This window comes from Phyllobacterium sp. 21LDTY02-6 (assembly GCF_023554255.2).
In the GTDB taxonomy this organism is placed as follows: Bacteria; Pseudomonadota; Alphaproteobacteria; order Rhizobiales; family Rhizobiaceae; genus Phyllobacterium.
Window position 1 is genome coordinate 950909 of sequence record NZ_JAMJWD020000002.1, and the last position, 22191, is coordinate 973099.

At 63.2% G+C, this 22191-nt stretch carries 24 protein-coding genes; 17 read left to right on the top strand and 7 right to left on the bottom strand.

The window, feature by feature from the left end; all coding sequences use genetic code 11:
• Positions 1-124: 124 nt before the first annotated feature.
• The gene (locus M8997_RS10980; RefSeq protein WP_250020039.1) at positions 125-274 is read right to left on the bottom strand and encodes a DUF1127 domain-containing protein; all 150 of its coding nucleotides are present in this window, start codon (positions 272-274) and stop codon (positions 125-127) included.
• Positions 275-483: 209 nt separating this feature from the next.
• Positions 484-981: a low affinity iron permease family protein gene (locus tag M8997_RS10985; RefSeq protein ID WP_371929548.1), complete on the bottom strand. Its 498-nt coding sequence runs from the start codon at positions 979-981 to the stop codon at positions 484-486.
• A gap of 239 nt (positions 982-1220) precedes the next feature.
• Here M8997_RS10985 and M8997_RS10990 point away from each other — a divergent pair, with 239 nt between their 5' ends.
• Together M8997_RS10990 and M8997_RS10995 are read left to right on the top strand one after the other, a co-directional pair.
• The gene (locus M8997_RS10990; RefSeq protein ID WP_250020037.1) at positions 1221-2036 is read left to right on the top strand and encodes a DUF2189 domain-containing protein; all 816 of its coding nucleotides are present in this window, start codon (positions 1221-1223) and stop codon (positions 2034-2036) included.
• Positions 2037-2710: 674 nt separating this feature from the next.
• On the top strand, positions 2711-3352 hold the full coding sequence (locus tag M8997_RS10995; RefSeq protein WP_250019949.1) for a glutathione S-transferase family protein: 642 nt from the start codon (positions 2711-2713) through the stop codon (positions 3350-3352).
• A gap of 24 nt (positions 3353-3376) precedes the next feature.
• Here M8997_RS10995 and M8997_RS11000 read toward each other — a convergent pair whose 3' ends face one another.
• Both M8997_RS11000 and M8997_RS11005 read right to left on the bottom strand, forming a co-directional pair.
• On the bottom strand, positions 3377-4348 hold the full coding sequence (locus M8997_RS11000) for a response regulator (RefSeq protein WP_371929549.1): 972 nt from the start codon (positions 4346-4348) through the stop codon (positions 3377-3379).
• Positions 4293-7709: an ATP-binding protein gene (locus M8997_RS11005; protein ID WP_250019947.1), complete on the bottom strand. Its 3417-nt coding sequence runs from the start codon at positions 7707-7709 to the stop codon at positions 4293-4295. Before M8997_RS11005 ends, M8997_RS11000 begins: the two co-directional genes overlap by 56 nt.
• Before the next feature lie 210 nt (positions 7710-7919).
• Between M8997_RS11005 and urtA the strand changes: the two genes are divergently transcribed.
• The 13 genes from urtA to ureG all read left to right on the top strand — a co-directional run bounded on the left by urtA (position 7920) and on the right by ureG (position 19151).
• On the top strand, positions 7920-9212 hold the full coding sequence (gene urtA, locus M8997_RS11010; RefSeq protein ID WP_250019946.1) for an urea ABC transporter substrate-binding protein: 1293 nt from the start codon (positions 7920-7922) through the stop codon (positions 9210-9212).
• A 109-nt stretch (positions 9213-9321) separates the two neighbouring features.
• Positions 9322-10902, top strand: a complete 1581-nt coding sequence (gene urtB, locus M8997_RS11015) for an urea ABC transporter permease subunit UrtB (RefSeq protein ID WP_250019945.1) — start codon at positions 9322-9324, stop codon at positions 10900-10902.
• Entirely contained in the window at positions 10899-12059 is a 1161-nt protein-coding gene (urtC, locus tag M8997_RS11020; RefSeq protein ID WP_250019944.1) for an urea ABC transporter permease subunit UrtC, read from the top strand. Before urtB ends, urtC begins: the two co-directional genes overlap by 4 nt.
• A gap of 9 nt (positions 12060-12068) precedes the next feature.
• Positions 12069-12818 carry an urea ABC transporter ATP-binding protein UrtD gene (gene urtD, locus M8997_RS11025; RefSeq protein WP_250019943.1) on the top strand — a complete coding sequence of 250 codons (750 nt, stop codon included), beginning with the start codon at positions 12069-12071 and terminating at the stop codon, positions 12816-12818.
• A 3-nt stretch (positions 12819-12821) separates the two neighbouring features.
• Positions 12822-13517 carry an urea ABC transporter ATP-binding subunit UrtE gene (urtE, locus tag M8997_RS11030; RefSeq protein WP_250019942.1) on the top strand — a complete coding sequence of 232 codons (696 nt, stop codon included), beginning with the start codon at positions 12822-12824 and terminating at the stop codon, positions 13515-13517.
• A 22-nt stretch (positions 13518-13539) separates the two neighbouring features.
• Positions 13540-14382, top strand: coding sequence for an urease accessory protein UreD (locus M8997_RS11035; RefSeq protein WP_250019959.1), 843 nt, complete (start codon positions 13540-13542; stop codon positions 14380-14382).
• Positions 14383-14393: 11 nt separating this feature from the next.
• Positions 14394-14696: an urease subunit gamma gene (locus tag M8997_RS11040; RefSeq protein ID WP_034503828.1), complete on the top strand. Its 303-nt coding sequence runs from the start codon at positions 14394-14396 to the stop codon at positions 14694-14696.
• A gap of 27 nt (positions 14697-14723) precedes the next feature.
• The gene (locus M8997_RS11045) at positions 14724-15293 is read left to right on the top strand and encodes a HupE/UreJ family protein (protein ID WP_250019941.1); all 570 of its coding nucleotides are present in this window, start codon (positions 14724-14726) and stop codon (positions 15291-15293) included.
• Positions 15294-15296: 3 nt separating this feature from the next.
• A complete protein-coding gene (locus tag M8997_RS11050; protein ID WP_250019940.1) occupies positions 15297-15602 on the top strand; it encodes an urease subunit beta in 306 nt (101 codons plus the stop codon).
• Between the two features lie 16 nt (positions 15603-15618).
• Complete coding sequence (gene ureC / locus M8997_RS11055) at positions 15619-17331, top strand: urease subunit alpha (protein ID WP_250019938.1); 1713 nt, start codon at positions 15619-15621, stop codon at positions 17329-17331.
• 35 nt (positions 17332-17366) lie between these two features.
• A complete protein-coding gene (locus tag M8997_RS11060; RefSeq protein WP_250019936.1) occupies positions 17367-17840 on the top strand; it encodes an urease accessory protein UreE in 474 nt (157 codons plus the stop codon).
• Positions 17815-18513, top strand: a complete 699-nt coding sequence (locus tag M8997_RS11065) for an urease accessory protein UreF (RefSeq protein WP_250019958.1) — start codon at positions 17815-17817, stop codon at positions 18511-18513. Before M8997_RS11060 ends, M8997_RS11065 begins: the two co-directional genes overlap by 26 nt.
• Positions 18510-19151, top strand: coding sequence for an urease accessory protein UreG (gene ureG, locus M8997_RS11070; RefSeq protein ID WP_250019935.1), 642 nt, complete (start codon positions 18510-18512; stop codon positions 19149-19151). Before M8997_RS11065 ends, ureG begins: the two co-directional genes overlap by 4 nt.
• A gap of 25 nt (positions 19152-19176) precedes the next feature.
• On the opposite strand, the gene M8997_RS11075 is transcribed toward ureG, so the two are convergent.
• Positions 19177-19686, bottom strand: a complete 510-nt coding sequence (locus M8997_RS11075; protein ID WP_250019933.1) for a nuclear transport factor 2 family protein — start codon at positions 19684-19686, stop codon at positions 19177-19179.
• Positions 19687-19826: 140 nt separating this feature from the next.
• Between M8997_RS11075 and M8997_RS11080 the strand changes: the two genes are divergently transcribed.
• Entirely contained in the window at positions 19827-20747 is a 921-nt protein-coding gene (locus tag M8997_RS11080; RefSeq protein WP_250019931.1) for an AraC family transcriptional regulator, read from the top strand.
• Positions 20748-20753: 6 nt separating this feature from the next.
• On the opposite strand, the gene M8997_RS11085 is transcribed toward M8997_RS11080, so the two are convergent.
• Positions 20754-21293 carry a hypothetical protein gene (locus M8997_RS11085; RefSeq protein ID WP_250019929.1) on the bottom strand — a complete coding sequence of 180 codons (540 nt, stop codon included), beginning with the start codon at positions 21291-21293 and terminating at the stop codon, positions 20754-20756.
• A complete protein-coding gene (locus M8997_RS11090; protein ID WP_250019928.1) occupies positions 21284-21595 on the bottom strand; it encodes an I78 family peptidase inhibitor in 312 nt (103 codons plus the stop codon). Before M8997_RS11090 ends, M8997_RS11085 begins: the two co-directional genes overlap by 10 nt.
• Before the next feature lie 72 nt (positions 21596-21667).
• Here M8997_RS11090 and M8997_RS11095 point away from each other — a divergent pair, with 72 nt between their 5' ends.
• Positions 21668-22159: a DUF2195 family protein gene (locus tag M8997_RS11095; protein WP_250019926.1), complete on the top strand. Its 492-nt coding sequence runs from the start codon at positions 21668-21670 to the stop codon at positions 22157-22159.
• Positions 22160-22191: the final 32 nt, after the last annotated feature.

Sequence of the window (22191 nt, forward strand, 5' to 3'; positions counted from 1 at the left end):
CAAAAAAGAAACACCCACCGCTGGGAGGAGCGATGGGTGTTGCACAAAGAACGGTTCTGGGAGGAAAACCGTCTTGGGTAATCGCGGCCTTGGGAGGAGGAGGTCGCCGCGATCGGGGTATTTCTTAGAACGCCGAAGCGGCCTTCTTTGCCACGAAGGAAATGTCGCCGCGGGAGATGCCGAGGTCGTTCAGTTCACGTGCGGAAAGGCGGCTCAGTTCGTTGACAGTGTCGCGGTAACGGCGCCAGTTATTGTAAGAGCGGATCAGGTTCATTTCACTCACCTTGCGATTTAAATTTTGTGGATCATTCTGTTGAGCTGCATATAGGCGAGTGCCGGCGAGACTTGCAGTGACAAGTTTGCATAGCTGGTTTGCAAGAAATATGGGCTGAATGCCTTCGTTTGCGGCGGATTATGCCTTCAAATTGACCATATTCGGCTTTGGCGGCATGAATCCCGCATCATCGCGCTGCCGGAGCAGGCTCAAACGGTGCTTTTGGCCGCCTGGCTGCCCGATTTTTGGCCTCTCGCCCTGGCATTTGCCTTGGTGCCCGTCTGGGCATTCGCCGATTTTGCAGGGCCGGTGCGCTTGCTCGCGCGTTTGCGGGAGCGGCGTTCCATTTCGGCATCGGCTTTCTTCGCCGCCGCTTCCGACTGTTCGCGATAGGCCTCCACTTCCTCCTCCGTGAGATGCTCGATGCCGATGAAGGAATTCTTGGCCTTGCTGACCCGCAGCAATTCGTCGAGCTTGGTCTGCAGCGCCACGCTGTCGCGGTTCTGTGTATTCTGGATGAGGAACACCATGAGGAACGTGATGATCGTCGTGCCGGTATTGATGATGAGCTGCCACGTATCGCTGAAACCGAAGATCGGCCCGCTTACGGCCCAGACGATGACGATGGTCACGCACAGGATGAAGGTCAGCGGCCGCCCGGCCAGCATCGCGACGTAATTGGCGATATTGGTGAAGAACTGGTTCAATGTGGCGACTCCCCGAAGACCGTGCATCAGCGTGCAGTGGCACTTAAACGGGAATGCGACTGCAATGGTTCCGGTTGCGGTTCCAGTTGCGGTTGCGGCAGTCCGGGTGCGGCTCGCGCCGACATAATCCTTTAAAAACGTCGGCGGGAGGCGTATGCTTGGCGATGATGCTGAGGGTCCCTGTGGGCCAGGCACGGCCACATGGACTGTCCGGTTCTATGAATCAGGGAGGTACCATCATGGCACATTTTCACGTCATAGCCGGCGATGGCGAGACCATCATTCATCCCGAGGTGCGGGAGATCGGCTTTAGCGACATATTCACGGCGCTGCGCTGCGGCCTGGGCGATTTCTGGGCCAAGCCTTCGCATTACGTCTTCCTCTGCCTTATCTATCCCGTGGCCGGGCTGGTGCTGCTGCGCCTGTCGGCCGGGGCCAATGCGCTGCCGCTGGTTTTTCCGCTGATGTCGGGATTTGCGCTGATCGGTCCGGTTGCGGCGCTCGGCCTCTATGAAATCAGCCGGCGGCGCGAGCTGGACATGGACGCCTCCTGGCGCCATGCGACGAACGTGGTGCGCTCTCCCGCGCTCCCCTCGATCATCGCCGTCGGCGTCATGCTCTTCGCGACGTTTCTGGCATGGCTGCTCACGGCGCAGGCCGTCTATACGAGCCATTTCGGCGACAGCGCGCCCGCATCGCTGGCGGTCTTCCTCGACCAGTTGTTCACGACGCCCGAGGGCTGGAACATGATGCTCGTCGGCAATGCGATCGGCTTCGTCTTCGCGCTCTTCGTGCTGTGCACCACGGTCGTCGCGTTCCCGCTGCTGCTCGACCGGGACGTCGGCGCCTATGCCGCGGTGGCGACATCGGCCAGGGCCGTGTTCACCAATCCGCTGCCCATGCTGCTGTGGGGGCTGATCGTCGCGGTCCTGCTGGCGGTGGGGTTCCTGACGCTGTTCGTCGGCCTCGCCATCATCATTCCGGTCCTCGGCCATGCAACATGGCATCTCTATCGTGCGGTGGTTGTCTCGCCGCACGATGAAACCCGGCGCTGAGGTTCAAGCTGGCGAATTACCACCCTGCAATCAAACCCAACCCCTCATCCTGAGCCTGTCGAAGGACGCAGCAACGGTGGTGCAACACCTGTTAAATACGGAAAATCCTCACCACGCCCGCGAAAATCGCGTCTGGTCATTGAAATGGGGGGAGACGGGCGGTCTTCAGCGCGTCAGTAGTGGTATCAGGGTCGAGGTCCGAAGACCGCCCGCGACGTCTTTGCCTGCTATCATTGCGCTTGTCAGACGCAACAACCCGGAAAACGAAGCGCCACCTCCGTTTCCTTCTGCAGTTTGCTGGTCAATCGGGGTTGTCACTTCCGACTATTCAGCAACGCCACCCTTTCCCAGCAATCGAAACAGCTCCGGAAGCTGCTCCCCCACTGGAAAGGATTTGTGCAGAATACCCCGGCTTCAAACAGGGGGGATAAGTTTTTTTGCGTGCCGGAAGGAAGAATGAGCGAAATCATTGGCTTGCAGGGCAAAATATTTTTTTAGGCCGAGAATCTATCCCACCGCATGGGCCAGTTTGCCCCCGTTCAGGGCCCGGAGAACGAGAGATGGCAGTCCCCGGTTTAATTGGCGGCCGGATGTCGGGATCTCGCCTTGTCCTTCGTCCTTTGAGCAATGGAACGAAGGAGAAACGCCATGAGATCAACCGTAGGAGGTCGCCGATGACCGCCATTATCACCGCATTCGAACGGTCGCCGGACCGAGGCAAGGGCCTGGCGCGCGATACGCGCGTCCGCTGGGCGCTGGAAGAAGTGGGCCAGCCCTATGATGTCAGGCTTCTGTCGTTCCAGGCGTTGAAGCAGCCGGCGCATCTCGCGCTCCAGCCATTCGGGCAGATCCCGACCTATGAGGATGGCGATCTCGCTCTGTTCGAATCCGGGTCTATCATATTGCATGTCGCGGAGCGCCATGGCGGTCTGCTGCCGCACGATGCGAAGGGGCGGGCGCGCGCCATCACCTGGATGTTCGCGGCGCTCAACACGGTGGAGCCGCCCATTATCGACCGGTCGACGACCGTGTTGCTGGAGCGCGGTGAGCCCTGGTACGAACAGCGCCTGTCCGTCGTCGAGGAGCACGTGCGCAAACGGCTCGGCGAGCTTTCCCGCTGGCTTGGCGACAAGGAATGGCTCGAGGGCACCTTCACCGCCGGCGACCTGCTGATGATCTCGGTGCTGCAACGGCTGGGCGGGTCCGGTATCGTGGAAGACCATGCCAATCTGTCGGCCTATGTCGCCCGCGGCGAAGCACGCCCGGCCTATGCACGCGCCTTTGCGGCACAATTGGCAGTATTCACGGGTCAGTAACGATCGAGCCCTGGAAAGCCCGCCTCAACGGTCGTGCAGGACATGCGCCGCCTTGACCGCTGCCGTGGCGCGGTTCTCGACGCCCATTTTCACATAGATCTGTTCCAGGTGCTTGTTGACGGTTCGGGCGCTGAGATTGAGGATCTCGCCGATATCGCGGTTGGATTTGCCCTTGGCTATCCACAGCAGCACCTCCGATTCGCGCTGGGTGAGGCCGAAGCTCTGGCGCAGCAATTCATCGCCGCTGGCCTGGTTCGCCAGCGTCAGGCGGAACAGATATTCGTCGGCGGTCAGCGCCCCGAGATAGGTGAGGTGCAGCCCGCCCATGGCGCCGTCGATCTCGACGGTTTCGTCGCGGGCGCCGGCGCGTTCGGCCGCGCGCTCCCGCAGCCATGCCGCCACCTTGTCGCTGATGAGCCGATGCGCCTCCTCGGCCCTGCCCAGCGTCTGCTCCATCAGATGCGTCGCCTGCGGTGTCGTCCAGCGCGGCCTGCCGTCGCGGCCGATCGCCAGCAGATGCCGCCCCGCCGCATCAAGCGCCACGCGGGCGTTCTGGGCGGAGCGGGCATTGCCGAGGTGGACGCGGATGCGCGCCCGCAGCTCGTCGATATTGATGGGCTTGGTCAGGTAGTCGACGCCGCCGGATTCCAGCGCATGAACGATGTGCTCCGTCTCGGAAAGGCCGGTCATGAAGATCACCGGCACCTGCGCCACCGAGGCGGTACTCTTGATCTTGCGGCAGGTCTCGAAGCCGTCCATGTCGGGCATGACCGCATCCATGAGGATGAGGTCGGGCGTGATGCGCTCGACGACCTTCAGCGCGGCCGCGCCGGAGGTGGCGATGAGCACGGACGATCCCGCCTGCTCCAGCGCGTCGGTCAGGAAGCCCAGCGTCTGGGGCGAGTCGTCGACGATCAGCACGATATCGCGCGGGGTGGCTTCAGTCACGGTGGCCGCTTTCCTTGTTGTGCACCAGGTCGAGCAGGAAACGTTCATAGCCGGCCATGTCGAATGCCTGGACATAATGCCTCACTTCGTCGGCAAAGGGGCGATGTTCTTCCAGCCTGGCAAGTTCCGTCAGCTTCATCTCGATACCGCGGACATAGCCTATCTCGCCGAGGCGGATCAATTCGCGCAGGTGGGTTTCGCCGGGGCTGACGAGCGGGCGGTCTTCCGGTGCCGGCGGCTGGGGCGAGGCGTCTTCATAGACCCATTCCAGCCCCAGCAGGCGGGCGATCCGGTCCTGCAGCTGCCGCACGTCGAAGGGCTTGGCCAGCGTGTCGTTGTGCTGGTCGGATTGCTCGGAGGAAGGGCCATCGCCGATATTGGCCGAAAGCATGATGATGGGCGATTTATCTCCCGCCTCGCGCAGGCGGGAGACGAGCTGCCAGCCATTCATCTGCGGCATCGATATGTCGATGATGAAGAGATCCGCCTTCACCCCTTCGATGAGCGTCAGGCATTCCGGCCCGCTGGCGGCGGTGAGGACGACGAAATCCAGCGGCGCAAGGATTTCGCGCACCATTTCGCGATGATCCTCATTGTCGTCGACGACGACGATGGTGCGGCGCTGGCCGGAATAGGTGCGGATCCTGCGCAACGGCGATGCCGGGATCTGCGGCCGCAGGACGGCGGACAGCATGAGCCGGACACGGACGGTCGAACCCTTGCCATGGGTGCTGTCGACGAGGATCTCGCCGCCGAGCGTCTGGGTCAGCAGCCGCGTGATGGTGAGGCCGAGGCCGAGGCCCGGCATGGGCCGAATGTTCTCGGCCTCGCCGCGGTGAAACGGTTCGAAGATCCTCGGCAATTCGCTTTCGGGGATGCCGCGCCCCGTATCGCTGATGGTGAAGGTCGCGACCTGGCTGCGGTAGGAGACGTCGAACGTGACGGTGCCGCCATCGGTGAACTTGATCGCATTCGACAGGAGATTGACCAGTATCTGGCGCAGGCGCTTCTCGTCGGTGCGCACGAAGACCGGCATTCCGGCGGAGCGGCTGTGCTTGAAGATGAGCTTCTTCGCATCCGCCTGCGGCTGGAACATCTGGACGATCTGGTCGAGGAAATCGCCAAGATTGATCTCGTTGGAGAACACTTTCAGGCGGCCGGCCTCGATCCGCGAAATGTCGAGCAATCCGTCGATCAGCCCGGAGAGATGGTCGGCGCTGCGCTTGATGACGCGGATCGCGGCCTGGCGCGGCGCGGGTATCGTCTCGTCGCGCTCCAATATCTGCGCATAGCCCAGCACCGCATTGAGCGGCGTGCGCAGTTCATGGCTCAGCCCGACGACATAACGGCTCTTGGCGCGGTTTGCGGCCTCGGCGGCCTCCTTCGCCTCCTGCAGCGCGGCATCCGTCTTCTCATGCGCGGCGATTTCCTTGAGCAGCAGCGTGTTCTGGCGCGAGGATTCCTCCTCGGCGAAGACCCTGCTGTCATGGGCGAGCACGTAGAACCAGCAGGCAATGGCATTCACCACCGCGAAAACGAAGAACACGATCAGCAGCGTCCGGTGCACCACGGCGGATGCGTCGGCCGGGCCGCTGGTCTGGTAGGCGATCATCGCCAGCACCGCCGCTATGCCGGTGAGCGAGACCGATACGGTGAGGGCGTAGCGCCCCAGCCGCGAGCCGAGGGCGCGGATCGCCCTTTCCGGCAACAGCGACGCGGCAACGGCGCTGACCTGGGCATTGGTGGAAGCCGTCGGCTTGCACAGATCATGGCAGCGGCTGTCGAGCGAGCAGCAGAGGGAGCAGATCGGCGCCGCATAGGCCGGGCACCAGGCCATGTCCTCCGTCTCGAACGGATGCTCGCAAATGGAACATTGCAGCGTCTGCACCTTCCGCCATTGGGATGGGGCGGTGCGGGCGAGGTAATATCTGCCCTTCGTCCACCAGGCTATCAGCGGCGAGACCAGGAAGGACACGGCAAGGGCGATGAAGGGCGCCAGCGCCGCTGCCATGGCGCCGAACAGGCCGAAATGCGCGGCAAGCGACGTGGCGGTGGCGGCGCCCATCGCGCCGAGGCCGACCGGGTTGAGATCGTAGAGATGCGCGCGCTTGAATTCTATGCCGGGCGGCGCCAGCCCCAGCGGCTTGTTGACGAAGAGATCGGCGGAAATGGTGCAGAGCCATGCCATCGCCACCAGCGAGAAGATGCCGAGCGTCTCCTCCAGCAGCCGGTAGATGCCGAGTTCCATCAACAGCAGCGCGATCATGACGTTGAACATCAGCCACACCACCCGTCCGGGATGGCTGTGGGTCAGGCGCGAGAAGAAGTTCGACCAGGCGAGCGATCCCGCATAGGCGTTCATCACATTGATCTTCAATTGCGAGACCACGACGAGGACGACCATGAGGACGAGCGCGAGGGTGGTGGAAGGGGTCATGTAGCCGAATGCCGTCAGGTACATCCATGAGGGATCTGCGGCCTTTTCGAGGGGGACGCCGCTGCTCAGCGTCAGCACCACGAGGAAGGAGCCGGCGAGGAGCTTGGGCGCGCCCATGATCACCCAGCCGGGGCCGGCGAGGAAGATCGCGATGCGCTGGCGCCAGTTGCGGTGGCCGTCGGGCGGCAGGAAGCGCAGGAAATCCACCTGTTCGCCGATCTGCGCCATCAGGGCCAGTATCACCGCGCTCGCCGCGCCGAACTGCGCCAGGACGAAGGGCGCGATCATCCGCTGTTCTTCCCCGGTTCCGGACGATGCCATGGACGATGCCATGGGCGATGCTATGCCGCCAAATGCCCGCCAGAGGTCGAACTTTTCCCAGTCGACCAGCGCAATGACGATGAAGGGCGCGACGTTCAGGATGATCCAGAACGGCTGCGTCGCCAGCTGGAACTTGCTGATCATCCGCACGCCATAGGTGACGAGGGGAATGACCGCGACCGAGCTTATGATGTAGCCGGCCCACAGCGGAATGCCGAATGCCAGTTCGAGCGCGCCCGACATGATCGACGCCTCGATGGCGAAGAGCAGGAAGGTGAAGCTCGCATAGATCAGCGAGGTGATGGTCGAGCCGATATAGCCGAAGCTCGCGCCGCGCGTCAGGAGATCGATATCGACGCCGTGGCGAACCGCATAGCGGCATATGGGCAGGCCGATCGCGAGCATCAGCGCGCAGGCGACGAGAATTGCGGCAATGGCATTGGTCGTGCCGTAGGAAAGGGTGATCGTCGCGCCGATCGCCTCAAGCGCGAGAAACGATATCGCCCCGATCGCCGTCTGCGCGATGCGCTGCGAGGAATAGCGCCGGGCGCTCTTGGCGGTGAAGCGCAGCGCGTAGTCTTCCAGCGTCTGATCCGCAACCCAGCGATTGTACTCGCGTCTTACGGGAATGATGCGTTGACGCGCAACCATACACCCTGGCTTCCCCTGATTTCATCCGGGCCACTTAAGCACGGCTTTGCCGCGGGAAGGAAGCGCCGACATGCAATGTTCGGTCATGCCGGCTACGTCGTTTAACGTATGTGGCTTCGATCCCGCCTGTCCGATAGTGGCCGGTAGCACGCCCGAACGGCTGAAGCCACAGCCCTCCGGCGCCAGACAAAGCAAAAAAGGGGATCAGACATGAAAATCAGGACAAGCATCCATGCGGCGGCCTTGGCCGGCATGCTGGCCGCGACGGCGTTTCAAGGCGCCTTCGCCCAGGAAGACACGATCAAGATCGGCATCCTCCATTCGCTTTCGGGAACGATGGCGATTTCCGAGACGACGCTCAAGGATGCGATGCTAATGCTCATCGACGAGCAGAACAAGAAGGGCGGCGTGCTCGGCAAGAAGCTCGAGGCCGTCGTCGTCGATCCGGCGTCCGACTGGCCGCTTTTTGCCGAAAAGGCCCGCGACCTGATCGAAAAGGACAAGGTGGCGGCGGTTTTCGGCTGCTGGACCTCCGTTTCGCGCAAATCGGTCCTCCCCGTCTTCGAGGAACTCGACAATATCCTGTTCTATCCGGTGCAATATGAGGGCGAGGAGAGCCAGCGCAACGTATTCTACACCGGCGCCGCTCCGAACCAGCAGGCCATTCCCGCCGTCGACTACCTTGCCGAGAACGAAGGCGTCGAGCGCTGGGTTCTGGCCGGCACCGACTATGTCTATCCCCGCACCACGAACAAGATCCTCGAAGCCTATCTCAAGGCCAAGGGCGTCGCGGCCGAGGACATCATGATCAACTACACGCCGTTCGGCCACAAGGACTGGCAGACGATCGTGTCCGACATCAAGAAGTTCGGCTCTGCCGGCAAGAAGACCGCCGTCGTCTCGACCATCAATGGCGATGCCAACGTGCCCTTCTACAAGGAGCTCGGCAATCAGGGCGTCAAGGCCGAGGACATTCCCGTCGTCGCCTTCTCGGTGGGCGAGGAAGAGCTCGCCGGCCTCGACACGTCGCCGCTGGTCGGGCATCTCGCGGCCTGGAACTATTTCCAGTCGGTCGACACGCCCGCCAATGCGGAGTTCATCAAGACCTGGAAGGCCTTCACCAAGAACGACAAGCGGGTGACCAACGACCCGATGGAAGCGCATTATATCGGCTTCAACATGTGGGTTAAGGCCGTCGAGGCCGCCGGCACCACGGAGCCCGACAAGGTGATCGATTCGATCGTCGGCGTCTCGGTGCCGAACCTTTCCGGCGGCTATTCCACGATGATGCCCAACCACCACATCACCAAGCCGGTGCTCATCGGCGAAATCCAGACCGATGGCCAGTTCGAGACCGTGTTCGAAACGCCCGGCCTCGTGGTCGGCGACGAATGGTCCGACTATCTGCCGGACTCGAAGGATCTCATCTCCGACTGGCGCAAGCCGATGTCGTGCGGAAACTTCAACGTCGTCAGCGGCAAGTGCGGCGGCAAGGGTTCCTGACACGCTTCCAGCGGGGTCGCGGGATCAGCCGCGGCCCCCACTTCAATCTCACAGAGGACAGGGCCCGTCGCCCTCGTTAGCCATGCAGATCGCAATCAGAATCGTCCTGATGCTCCTTCTCGCCGTCGCTGCCGCAGCAGGCGCGCGGGCTGACGACCTGCGCGCGGGCATAGACGGTCTCGGCAAGGGCAATTTCGCGCAGGTCGCGAAAGGGGTGCAGCAACTCGCGCGCAGCGGCGATCTGCGTCTGGTGCCGGTTTTCGAAGCGCTTGGCGATGGCGCGCTCTATGCGCGCAAGTCGGACGGCACGGTGTTCATCGCCAGCGAAAAGGGTTCCGGCCTGGCACTGACCGATGCGCTGACGGGAGCGGCGGCGGGCGATGCGCCGAAAGCCGGGTTCGAGCGCATCCGCGTCAATAACAATCTTCGCCGCGCGGTGCGGACCGCCATCGGCGCGCTGAGCCTCATGAGCCCGGACAGGGCCGCCCGGCTGCAGGCGGCGAAAGCGGTGTTCGCGGCGCCGGCGGACGATTCCCTCGAGCTGGTGGAGACGGCGCTGGCAAGCGAGACGGATGCGGAAATCCGCAGCGCCCTCGAAGATGCGAAAGCGGCGGCACTGCTGAAGTCGGACCGGTCCATAGCGGAAAAGCAGGGCGCGATAGAGCGGATAGCCGCGCGCGGCGACAGGGACGCCATGTCGATTCTGTCGTCCTTCCGCGCCGGCGCGGATGGCGATCTGCGCCTCGGCATCGACCGCGCCATCGGCGATCTTCAGGCGCGGCAGGCATGGTGGGACATGGGGCAGAATGTCTGGTATGGCGTCTCGCTCGGCTCGGTGCTGCTGCTCGCGGCGATCGGCCTCGCCATCACCTTCGGCGTGATGGGCATCATCAACATGGCCCATGGCGAGATGGTGATGATCGGCGCCTATACGACCTATGTCGTGCAGGACGTCATCCGCGCCTCCTTTCCGCAATGGTTCGACTGGTCGCTGGCATTGGCGCTGCCGGCCGCCTTCCTTGTCGCTGGCTTTGCCGGGTTCCTGCTGGAGCGCGGTGTCATCCGGTTTCTCTATGGCCGGCCGCTGGAGACGCTGCTGGCGACCTGGGGCGTATCGCTGATCCTGCAACAGGCCATCCGCTCGATCTTCGGGCCGAGCAATCGCGAGGTCGGCAATCCGACATGGATGTCTGGCGGCTTCGATTTCGGCGGCCTGACGCTGACCTATAATCGCCTGTGGATCGTGGTCTTCTCGCTCGCCGTCTTCGTGACGCTGCTCGTGCTGCTCAAGCATTCGCGGTTCGGGTTGCAGATGCGGGCGGTGACGCAGAACCGGCGCATGGCTTCCTCGATGGGCATAAGGACGCCGTGGGTCGATGCGCTGACCTTCGCGCTCGGCTCGGGCATTGCCGGCATGGCGGGCGTGGCGCTGTCGCAGATCGACAATGTGTCGCCCAATCTCGGCCAGAGCTACATCATCGACAGTTTCATGGTGGTGGTCTTCGGCGGCGTCGGCAATCTCTGGGGCACGCTCGTCGGCGCGTTCTCGCTCGGCATCGTCAACAAGCTGCTGGAGCCCTATGCGGGCGCCGTGCTCGGCAAGATACTGGTGCTGGTGCTGATCATTCTTTTCATCCAGAGGCGGCCGCGCGGCCTGTTCGCACTCAAGGGCAGGGCGGTCGAAGCATGATTTCAGCATCCATAAGACGTTCGTCGCACCGAAACATCGTGCTCTTTGCCGGCGCCATCATGGCGGTTGCAATTCTGGTGCTGGCGCTCAACCTGCTGGTGCCGGCGCAGAGCGCCTTCCACGTGCCGACCTATGCGGTATCGCTGTTCGGCAAATACCTGACCTATGCCCTGCTGGCGCTGGCGCTCGACCTGGTCTGGGGCTTCTGCGGTATCCTGTCGCTCGGCCATGCGGCGTTCTTCGGCCTCGGCGGCTATGCGATGGGCATGTATCTCGTGCGCCAGATCGGCTCCCGGGGCGTCTATGGCAATCCGCTGCTGCCTGATTTCATGGTCTTCCTCAACTGGCAGGAAATGCCGTGGTACTGGTATGGTTTCGACCATTTCTGGTTCGCGGCGCTGATGGTCCTCCTCGTCCCGGGAACGCTTGCCTTCGTCTTCGGCTGGCTCGCCTTCCGCTCGCGGGTGACCGGCGTCTACCTGTCGATCATCACCCAGGCCATGACCTATGCGCTGCTCCTGTCCTTCTTCCGCAACGAGATGGGCTTTGGCGGCAATAATGGCCTGACCGATTTCAAGGAGCTGCTCGGCTTCAACCTCCAGGCGCAGGGCACGCGGCTCGGCCTCTTCGTCGCCTCGGCATTGGCGCTGTCGCTGGCGCTGCTGGTGAGTTCGCTGCTGGTGCGGTCCAAGTTCGGCAAGGTCCTCGTCGGCATCCGCGATGCGGAAAGCCGCACCCGGTTCCTCGGCTACAGGCCCGAGAACTACAAGCTGCTGATGTTCACCGTCTCGGCCATGATGGCCGGGGTCGCCGGCGCGCTCTACGTGCCGCAGGTGGGCATCATCAATCCCGGCGAGTTCGCCCCGGCCAATTCGATCGAGGTGGTCATCTGGACGGCGGTCGGCGGCCGCGGGACGCTCATCGGCCCCGTGCTCGGCGCGGTGCTGGTCAATCTCGGCAAGAGCGTATTCACCGCCGAGTTCCCCGAATTCTGGCTATTCGCGCTGGGCGGCCTGTTCGTCGCGACGACGCTGTTCCTGCCGAAGGGCATCGTCGGCACCCTGCGGGACAAGATGACGCCGCGAAAGAAGGCCGAACCGGCGGCTGAACGGCCGAAGCCGGCCGTGGCCGATGCCGAACCTCTGGCGGCGGAATAGGAGCCCATCATGGACACAAGCCCGAGAAGCCTGCTCTATCTCGACAATGTTTCGGTTTCCTTCGATGGTTTCAAGGCGCTGAATGCGCTGTCCTTCGTGGTTGCGCCGGGCGAACTGCGCGCCATCATCGGGCCGAACGGCGCCGGCAAGACCACGATGATGGATATCATCACCGGCAAGACGCGGCCCGATAGCGGCCAGGTGTTCTTCGAGGATACGATCGACCTTACCACCCGGGACGAGGCCGGCATCGCGCGGCTGGGCATAGGGCGGAAGTTCCAGAAGCCGACCGTGTTCGAGAGCCATACGGTCTGGGACAATCTCGAGCTGGCGCTGAACCGTGGCCGCAGCCCGTTTGCGACGCTGTTCTACAAGCTGACCGCGCGCGACAGCGACCGGATCGACGAGATACTGGCGACCATCCGGCTGACCGGCCGGAGAGACGAGCTTGCCGCCAATCTGAGCCACGGCCAGAAGCAATGGCTGGAAATCGGCATGCTGCTGGCGCAGGAGCCGAAGCTTCTCCTCGTCGACGAGCCGGTGGCCGGCATGACCGATGCCGAAACGGCGGAAACGGCCGTTCTGCTGAAGGAGATCGCCAGGACGCGGGCGGTCGTCGTCGTCGAGCACGACATGGGCTTCATCCGCGATCTCGATGTGCGGGTGACCTGCCTGGCGGAAGGATCGGTGCTCGCCGAAGGCTCGATCGATTTCGTCAGCAACGATCCCAACGTCATTGAAAACTATCTGGGCAGGTGAAACATGCTTGCGGTCGACAATATCGGTTTGCATTATGGCGCGGCGCAGGCGCTGCGCGGGGTCTCGCTGACGGCGGCGCCCGGCCGCATCACCTGCGTGCTCGGCCGCAACGGCGTCGGCAAGACCAGCCTGTTGCGCGCCATCACCGGCCAGCACACGACCAGCTCCGGCAGCATATCCCTCGACGGCCGGCCGATCGATGGCCTCGCGCCCTATTCGAGGGCCAGGCGCGGCATCGGCTATGTGCCGCAGGGCAGGGAGATATTCCCGCTCCTGTCGGTGAAGGAGAACCTCGAAACCGGCTTTGCGCAGCTGGCGCGGCGGGACAGAACCATTCCGGACGATGTCTTCAGCCTGTTTCCGGTGCTACACAGCATGATGGCGCGGCGCGGCGGCGATCTATCGGGCGGGCAGCAACAACAGCTGGCGATTGGCCGCGCGCTGGTGATGCGTCCGAAAGTGCTCGTTCTGGATGAGCCGACGGAAGGAATACAACCTTCAATCATCAAGGATATCGGCCGGGCCATCGTTTATCTGCGCGATTCCATGGGCATGGCCGTTCTTCTGGTCGAACAATATCTCGACTTTTGCCGCGAACTCGCCGACCATGTCCTCATCATGGATCGTGGCGAGATCGTGCTGGAAGGCGCTGCCGATATTCTGGATACGGCAGCGGCGCGGCGGCACTTGACCGTCTAGGCTTTTGGGGGCTCGGTTGGACATTCATCACCTTGCAACGACTGAAGAGCGGCCGCTGCTCCGCCCGTCGGCGCAGCGTGCGTCGGGCGAGGGCTCCCTGTCGTTGAAGCAGGCGAACGGCAGGACGCGCATAGCCGGCCTCTATCAGGAAGGCTGTGCGAAACTGCGGTTCCCGCAGTCCGAAACCGGCGCGATGGAGGCCGTGATGATCAATACCGCCGGTGGCCTGACCGGCGGCGACAGGCTCGGATGGTCTTTCGACCTCGCGGATCATTGTTCCGCGCAGCTCACGACCCAGGCCTGCGAGAAGATCTACCGGGCTTCGGACGGGATGGTTGCAAATGTAACCACCTCGATAAGGGCCGGGCGCGGCGCCTATGCCGCATGGTTGCCGCAGGAGGCTATCCTCTTCGACAATTCCGCGCTGCAGCGCCGGCTCGAGGTCGATCTTGCGGAAAATGCGGAGGCGCTGCTGGTCGAATCGACCATATTCGGCCGCCGGGCCATGGGGGAGGTCGTGAACGATGTGCGCTTTTCCGATCAATGGCGCATCCGCCGCAACGGCCGGCTGATCCATGCGGAGAATTTTGTGCTGAACGCCAGCAACGGCGAATCGATGCAGCGGCCCGCCCTCATCGGCGGCAATGGCGCGGTGGCGACGATCCTGCTGGTTTCGGACGCTGCCGAGAAGCTGCTGGAGCCGGTGCGCTCGATCGTCGGCGCGCTTGGCGGCGCTTCCTTCTGGATGGGCAAGCTGCTCGCCCGACTGGTGGATGTCGATGCCTACCAGCTGCGCAAGCGGCTGCTGCCGCTGCTGGCATTGCTTAACCGGGGGCGGCCATTGCCCAGAGTCTGGTCGATATAGAGGAATAACGAATGAACCTTACGCCGCGCGAGAAAGACAAGCTGCTGATATCCATGGCTGCGATGGTGGCACGCCGCCGCCTCGAAAGGGGGGTGAAGCTCAATCATCCGGAGGCGATAGCGCTGATCACCGATTTCGTCGTCGAGGGTGCGAGGGACGGCCGCCCGGTCGCCGAGCTCATGGAGGCCGGCGCCCATGTGATCACGCGCGACCAGGTGATGGAAGGCATCGCCGAAATGATCCATGACGTGCAGGTCGAGGCGACGTTTCCCGATGGGACCAAGCTCGTCACCGTTCACGAACCGATCCGATAATCTGCGAGACCAGAAGGGATACCCGACATGAGAAAAACTGCGTTCATCCTCCTGCCAATGCTGTTTCTGGCGACGCCGGCGCTCGCCCATCTCGATCCGGTGGAGCACGGCTCGTTTGCCGCCGGCTTCACCCATCCGGTCTCCGGCCTCGATCATATATTGGCGATGGTCGCCGTCGGCCTGTGGGCAGCACTGCTTCCGCCGCGCGGTCGCTTCCTCGTGCCGGCGGCCTTCGTGGTCGCCATGATGGCCGGCTTCCTCCTCGCGCTTCTCGGCGGCAGCCTGCCCTTCGTGGAACCGGCGATCCTCGCCTCCGGCGTGGTCATCGGCCTGCTCGCGGCAGTCGCGCTGAAGGTGGACATTGCCGTCGGCGCCGCGCTCGTCGGCTTCTTCGCGCTGTTCCATGGCTATGCCCATGGCGGCGAGATGGGATCGGCCGGAGCGCTTGCCTATGCCGGCGGCTTCGCCCTCGCCACGGCAGTGCTGCACGGCGTCGGCATCGCCTTCGGCGACGGCCTCGGCAGGATCGCCATTCGCACCGCGGGCGCCGCTACCGCGCTCGCCAGCCTGTGCCTGGCAGCCGGTATCGGAGGCTGAGCGATGATACCGGGAGAAATCATCACCGCCGCCGGCGACATCGAGCTCAATGCCGGTGCGGAAACCACTGTCCTGAAGGTCGCCAATAGCGGCGACCGCCCGATACAGGTCGGCTCGCATTATCATTTCTACGAGACGAATGCGGGGCTTGTCTTCGACCGGGAACGGGCGCGGGGCAAGCGGCTGGACATCGCCGCCGGCACCGCGGTCCGGTTCGAACCGGGCCAGGAGCGCGACGTCGTACTGATCCCCATCGGCGGCAACCGGACGATCTATGGTTTTCAGCAGAAGATCATGGGAAAGCTCTGAACAGGAAGAAATTACCATGCCCTTGAATATCTCCCGGTCCGATTATGCGCGAATGTTCGGCCCCACCACCGGCGACAAGGTGAGGCTTGCCGATACGGAGCTTTTCGTCGAGGTCGAAAAGGATCTCACGCTCTATGGCGAGGAGGTGAAGTTCGGCGGCGGCAAGGTGATCCGCGACGGGATGGGGCAGAGCCAGGTGACCCGTGCCGAAGGCGCTGCCGATACCGTCATCACCAATGCGCTGATCGTCGATGCGACCGGCATATACAAGGCCGATGTCGGCCTGCGCGACGGGCGGATCGCCGCCATCGGCAAGGCCGGCAACCCGGATACGCAGTCCGGCGTGACCATCGTCATCGGGCCGGGAACGGAGATCATCGCCGGCGAAGGCAGGATATTGACGGCGGGCGGAATGGACGCCCATATCCATTTCATCTGCCCGCAGCAGATCGACGAGGCGCTGATGTCGGGCGTGACGACGATGCTCGGCGGAGGCACTGGCCCGGCCCATGGCACGCTGGCGACGACATGCACGCCGGGGCCATGGCATCTCGGCCGCATGATCCAGGCCTTTGACGGCGTTCCGATGAATCTCGGCCTGTCGGGCAAGGGCAATGCCTCGCGTCCGCAGGCGCTGGAGGAGATGATCCTCGGCGGCGCCTGTTCCCTGAAGCTGCATGAGGATTGGGGCACGACGCCGGCGGCGATCGACAATTGCCTCGCGGTCGCCGATGCCTTCGACGTGCAGGTGATGATCCACACCGACACGCTGAACGAGTCCGGCTTCGTCGAGGATACTGTCGCGGCGTTCAAGGGCCGGACCATCCATGCCTTTCACACCGAGGGCGCGGGCGGCGGGCATGCGCCGGACATCATCAAGATCTGCGGCCTGCCCAATGTCATTCCCTCGTCGACCAACCCGACCCGGCCCTATACGCACAATACGATTGCGGAACATCTCGACATGCTGATGGTCTGCCATCACCTGTCGGCCTCCATACCGGAGGATGTCGCCTTCGCCGAAAGCCGCATCCGCAAGGAAACGATCGCCGCCGAGGACATCCTGCACGATATCGGCGCCTTTTCGATCATATCGTCGGACAGCCAGGCCATGGGCCGGGTCGGGGAAGTCCTGATCCGCACATGGCAGACGGCCGACAAGATGAAGCGCCAGCGCGGCGCGCTGCCGCAGGAAACCGGCGACAACGACAATTACCGGGTGAAGCGCTATATCGCCAAATATACGATCAATCCCGCCATCGCCCATGGCGTTTCCGCCCATATCGGCTCCGTCGAGGTTGGAAAGCGCGCCGATCTGGTGCTGTGGAACCCTGCCTTCTTTGCCGTCAAGCCGGATATGGTGCTGCTCGGCGGTTCCATCGTCGCCGCGCCCATGGGCGATCCGAATGCCTCGATACCGACGCCGCAGCCGGTGCACTACCGGCTGATGTTCGGCGCGTTGGGCAGGAATCTTACTGCCTCGTCGGTGACTTTCGTCAGCAAGGCCTCCATCGAGGCGGGTCTTGCCGAGCGGCTCGGCGTGGAAAAGCAGCTCGTCGCCGTCGAAAATACCCGTGGCGGCATATCCAAGGCGTCGATGGTCCACAACAGCGCCACGCCGCATGTGGAGGTGGACCCTGAAACCTATGAAGTGCGTGCCGATGGTGAACTGCTCACCTGCGAGCCCGCGACCCAATTGCCGATGGCGCAGCGCTATTTCCTGTTCTAGGCGCCGCCGGAAGCCCAACCGTGGAGGAATATGAAATGAAACGTGTCATCGACCATCATCACGGCCAATATCACGGCATTCCCTTCGATCGCGTCGTGCTTGCCCATGATGAACGTCACCTGCGGCGCAAGGTGATCAGCCTGCAGCAGGGCGAAAGGATATTGATCGACCTGCCGGAGCCGGTGGCCTTTGCCCATGGCGACGTTCTCGTCCTTGAAGACGGCCGCATGGCGGAGATCGTCGCGGCAGAGGAAGCGCTGTTCGAAGTCCTGCCGCGCAACCGGCAGCATCTCGTCGAACTGGCCTGGCATCTCGGCAACCGGCATTTGCCGGCGCAGCTGGAGGACGACCATATCCTGATCCTCCGCGACCATGTCATCAAGCAGATGCTCGAGGGACTGGGCGCGCAGGTAAAGGAAGTCGTCGGGACGTTCCAGCCCTTGCGCGGCGCCTATCACGGGCATGGTCATGGGCATGGGCATGATGGGCACGACCACCATCATGATTGATAATGTCGCCCTGCTGCGGTTGATGACATGGCTGTCCCCGGCGTTCCCGGTCGGGGCCTTCTCCTATAGCCATGGCATCGAGCGGGCGGTGCATGACGGGCTGGTCGTCGATCGCGGTTCATTGCATGAATGGCTGGTCGATCTCCTCGGCCATGGCTCGGCCTGGAACGATGCGGTGCTGTTTGCCGGGAGCTACCGGCTGGCCAACCGCGAGCAGGGGGCTCGGGAACAGTCCGACTGGGTGGATATCTGCGAACTTGCCGAAGCGATGGCCGGTTCAAGCGAGCGCCATATGGAGACGATGCTGCAGGGCGAGGCTTTTCTCGCTGCCGCCCGCGCCTGGCCGCATCCGATCCTGCAGAGCCTGCCGAGCCAAGCGGCAATGCCGGTCGCGGTCGGCGCGCTGGCCGGCGCGCATCGCATCGACATGAAGGCTTCGCTTTCGGCCTATCTGCACAGTTTCGTCGCCAATCTGGTGCAGGGCGCCATCCGGCTCGTTCCCCTTGGCCAGAAGGACGGCGTGGCCATATTGGCCGGCCTGGAGCATCGCCTGGTGGGCGTTGCGGAGCGGGGCTGCCGCTCGTCGCTCGCCGATCTCGGCAGCGCCGCCATCATGTCCGAAATCATGGCCATGCGGCATGAAACGCAATATTCGAGGATTTTCAGATCATGAGCTTCAACAATGGACCCTTGCGCGTCGGCATAGGCGGACCCGTGGGATCGGGCAAGACCACCGTGACGGAGATGCTGTGCAAGGCGATGCGCGCGCATTATTCGCTCGCCGTGGTGACGAACGATATCTACACCAAGGAAGACGCGCTCATCCTCAATCGCCTGCAGGCCCTGCCGGAAGACCGGATCATGGGCGTGGAGACAGGCGGCTGTCCCCACACCGCCATACGCGAGGATGCGACGATCAATCTTCAGGCGATAGCGGCGATGAACCGCCGCCACCCGGATCTCGACATCGTGTTCATCGAGTCCGGCGGCGACAATCTGGCCGCGACCTTCTCCCCGGATCTGGCTGATATCACCATCTATGTCATTTCGGTGTGCCAGGGCGAAAAGATCCCGCGCAAGGGCGGCCCCGGAATTACGCGCTCCGACCTGCTGATCATCAACAAGAAGGACCTCGCGCCCTATGTCGGCGCCGATCTCGATGTGATGAACCGCGATGCGCAGGTCCAGCGCGGAGCGAAACCGTTCGTCTTCACCGACATGCTGCGCCGGCAAGGGCTGGACGAAGTCATCGGCTTCATCGAATCGGCAGGCGGCCTTGTACGAGGCGCGCCGGCCGCTTTGGCCGGGTAGTCCCGGCCGGGGAAAACGGGCGAGATTACTGCGACCGTGGCGAATTGTTGTCGAGCACGTCCTGATAGGCGACGAGGTCGAGGAATGCCTCGGCTTCCGTCACCTCGCCATCCTTCATCGTGAAGATCCAGACGAAGCTGTTGCTGTAGGTGGCGCCCGAGGATGTCGGCGCACTGGCGTCGAACCTGATGATCACCTTGTCTCCCGAAGCCCAGACATGATGCAGGACGGGCTTCAATGGGCCGGCGAGGCGGCTCACCAGCGGCCCGGCGCCGCGACCGACGAGATCGTCCCGGCTGTTATAGACGCCCGCTATCGGGCCTGATCCCATGATGGTCCACTTCACCTGCGGCGACAGGATCCTGAAGACGTTCTCGCCCTTGCTCCAGCCGTCGAATGCCTCGCGAACGATCGCCTCGTTGCGGCTTTCGGCCGTGTCGGCGGCGGTATTGGAACTGGCCGGGGCCGCGGCAAGCGTGAATGCGAGCAGGATGACGGCCATCAGCCAATTGGTGGACTTGAAATGGTTGCCCATGTTTGCCTCCTTCAGAAGTTGCGATGCCTCCAGCCTCGCAATTGCCGCCTCCGATGGGGTAGCTTGATTGTCTGGAAAACTTGCCGGATCATCCGATTGGTGTAAAAAACCTCTGTCCAGATCAAGGAACGCGCAAGAAGATGACCATCGGGAAGCTCGATATCCTTGCCGCCGCGATAGCCCGCCACGCGCCCGCGGACGGTACCCATGAATGTGGCCTCAAGGGCGTCAAGCTGATCCGGGCATCCCAGCCGACCACGCCGATGCCGGTCATCTACGAACCGACGGTCTGCCTCGTCGCGCAGGGACGGAAACAGGCGGCACTGGGCACGAAATCCTTCGTCTACGACCCCGCCCACTTCCTGGTCGCCTCGGTGGACCTGCCGGTCATGGGCTCGGTCGTCGAGGCAAGCGAGGATCGCCCCTATCTTTGCCTGCAGCTCGACCTCGACATGGCGGAGCTCGGCGAATTGGCGATCCGCTATCCCGACGAACAGGCCGAACCGAAGATCTCGCCGGCCGGGCTGACCTTGAATGCAACCTCGCCGGAGCTGCTGGATGCGGCTGTCCGGCTGACCGCATTGCTCGACGCGCCGCGGGATCTGGAGGCGCTGGGGCCGCTGACAATCCGCGAGATGCTCTACCGCCTGCTCACGGGTAGCAGCCGGAACGTCATTCGCCACATGGCGCGCCGCGACAGCCGGTTGAACCAGATATCGCGGGCGATATTGTGGATACGCGCCAATTTCCGCGATGCCTGCCCGATCGACCAGGCGGCAGATGTCGCGGGGATGAGCCGTTCGACTTTTCATCTGCACTTCAAGGCCATCACCACGATGAGCCCGCTCGAATTCCGCACGCATCTTCGCATGCAGGAGGCTCGCCGTCTCATGGTCACCGGATCGAGCGACGCGGCGAGTGCCGGCTTTCTCGTCGGCTATGAAAGCCCCTCGCAATTCAGCCGGGATTATTCCCGGCTTTTCGGCATGCCTCCGGCCAGGCACGCAAGCAAGCTGCGCAGCACGCTGGGCGGGCCGGGACTGTCGGAAACTGTCGTCTAGGACGGCTCAGCGGTTTTCAAGGCCGTTCTCCAGGCGCTGCTGGCGGATCTCGGCCGCCTGTGCACGAACATTGGCGCGCAGTTTGGCAAGGCCGGCGCGCTGTTGCAACCATTGTTCAGCATAGGCCGACTTGGATGTGAAGCCGTTGTCGTGCTGCTCGTCCCAATCAAGCGCGCCCTGCATGGCGCTTGCCCATTCCTCGACGTTGCCGGCCGCATATTCATTGATCGGACGGCCGACTACCTCGGACAGCGAAGCGAGAAGCGCCCGGTCGCCATCTGCCGGCAGGTCGGGATGGGCGGCGAGATGAAAACGATAGCGCAGCTGGCCGGCATAGAACCAGACGACGGCTTCGTCGCGCGTGCCGCCACTGAACAGCTTCGACGCGAGAACATAGTAGGCTGCCGGATGACTGGCCTCGATATTGCTCTTGAGCTCGGCCGGCGTCATCGCTGCGAAATCATCCTGCGACCTGCTTTCGCGCGTACCGGCCGGGACAAGCAGGATAGCGCCGAGCAGTAGCCAGGCCCCGGCGATCAGCCGCATCTTGCAGCGACGACGCGGCCGGTGGCAGGGTCCGTTTCGATCGTGACGCGGTCTTCGCGGAAATCCTGCGTGACCATCTGGCCGGGCGTAATCTGGCGCACCGTCTTCGCATTTGTCAGGCGCATCGCCTCGTCGTCGGTCGGCTTCGGCTTGCCGACCAATGCCTGCGCCGCTTCGGCCTTGCAGGGGCCGCCAGATGGCTGTGTCGCGGCAACGTCGTTCTGGCATGACGCCAGGGCCGGCAGCAGGCCGATGAGCAGGAGGGGCAAAAGGCGGCAGGTTCTGGGCATGGGAGACAGCATGGGAGACATCCTCGGGATCGTTGCAACGCCAAGGGTAGCTCACCCTGGCGAAAAGCGTAAGCATCGGATCGATTGGCGGCGCTTGCCGGCGCCGTCGAACGCAGGCTACACTATCAGCCGCTGGCGAGTGGTTCAGTGCAGACCCGACTCAAGTTCCGCGTGGAAGGTAACGCAGGGATATCTATGCGTAAATTCATTACCGCTGCAATTTTCGTGCAACTCGTATGCGGATCGGCCTTTGGCGCCAGCGGCAAAAGCGTCACGATCGACAACCAGCTGGCGGCCTGCGTGAAAGTCGACGCGGGAAAGCCGGTTGTGACCGTCAATCTCCTGCGCGTCGATGCCGATTTTCAATTGAACAGCTCGATTGCGGAGTGCGGCTGCAAGTCGGCGCTGGCGGCCTATGTCAGCAGCGTCGAGCAGGGCGGCCGTCAACTGATCGTGCAGCAGGGAACCTTTGGCCTCACAGCCGGCGGACGGCGAGAGCTGGTGCTTGCGACCGATGCAGCCTCGTTTACCGACGGACAATTCACGATCCAGCTCGCTTGCGCGCCGCCGGCCTGATTGGCAAGTTGCGGCAAGGACGCGCTTGCCGC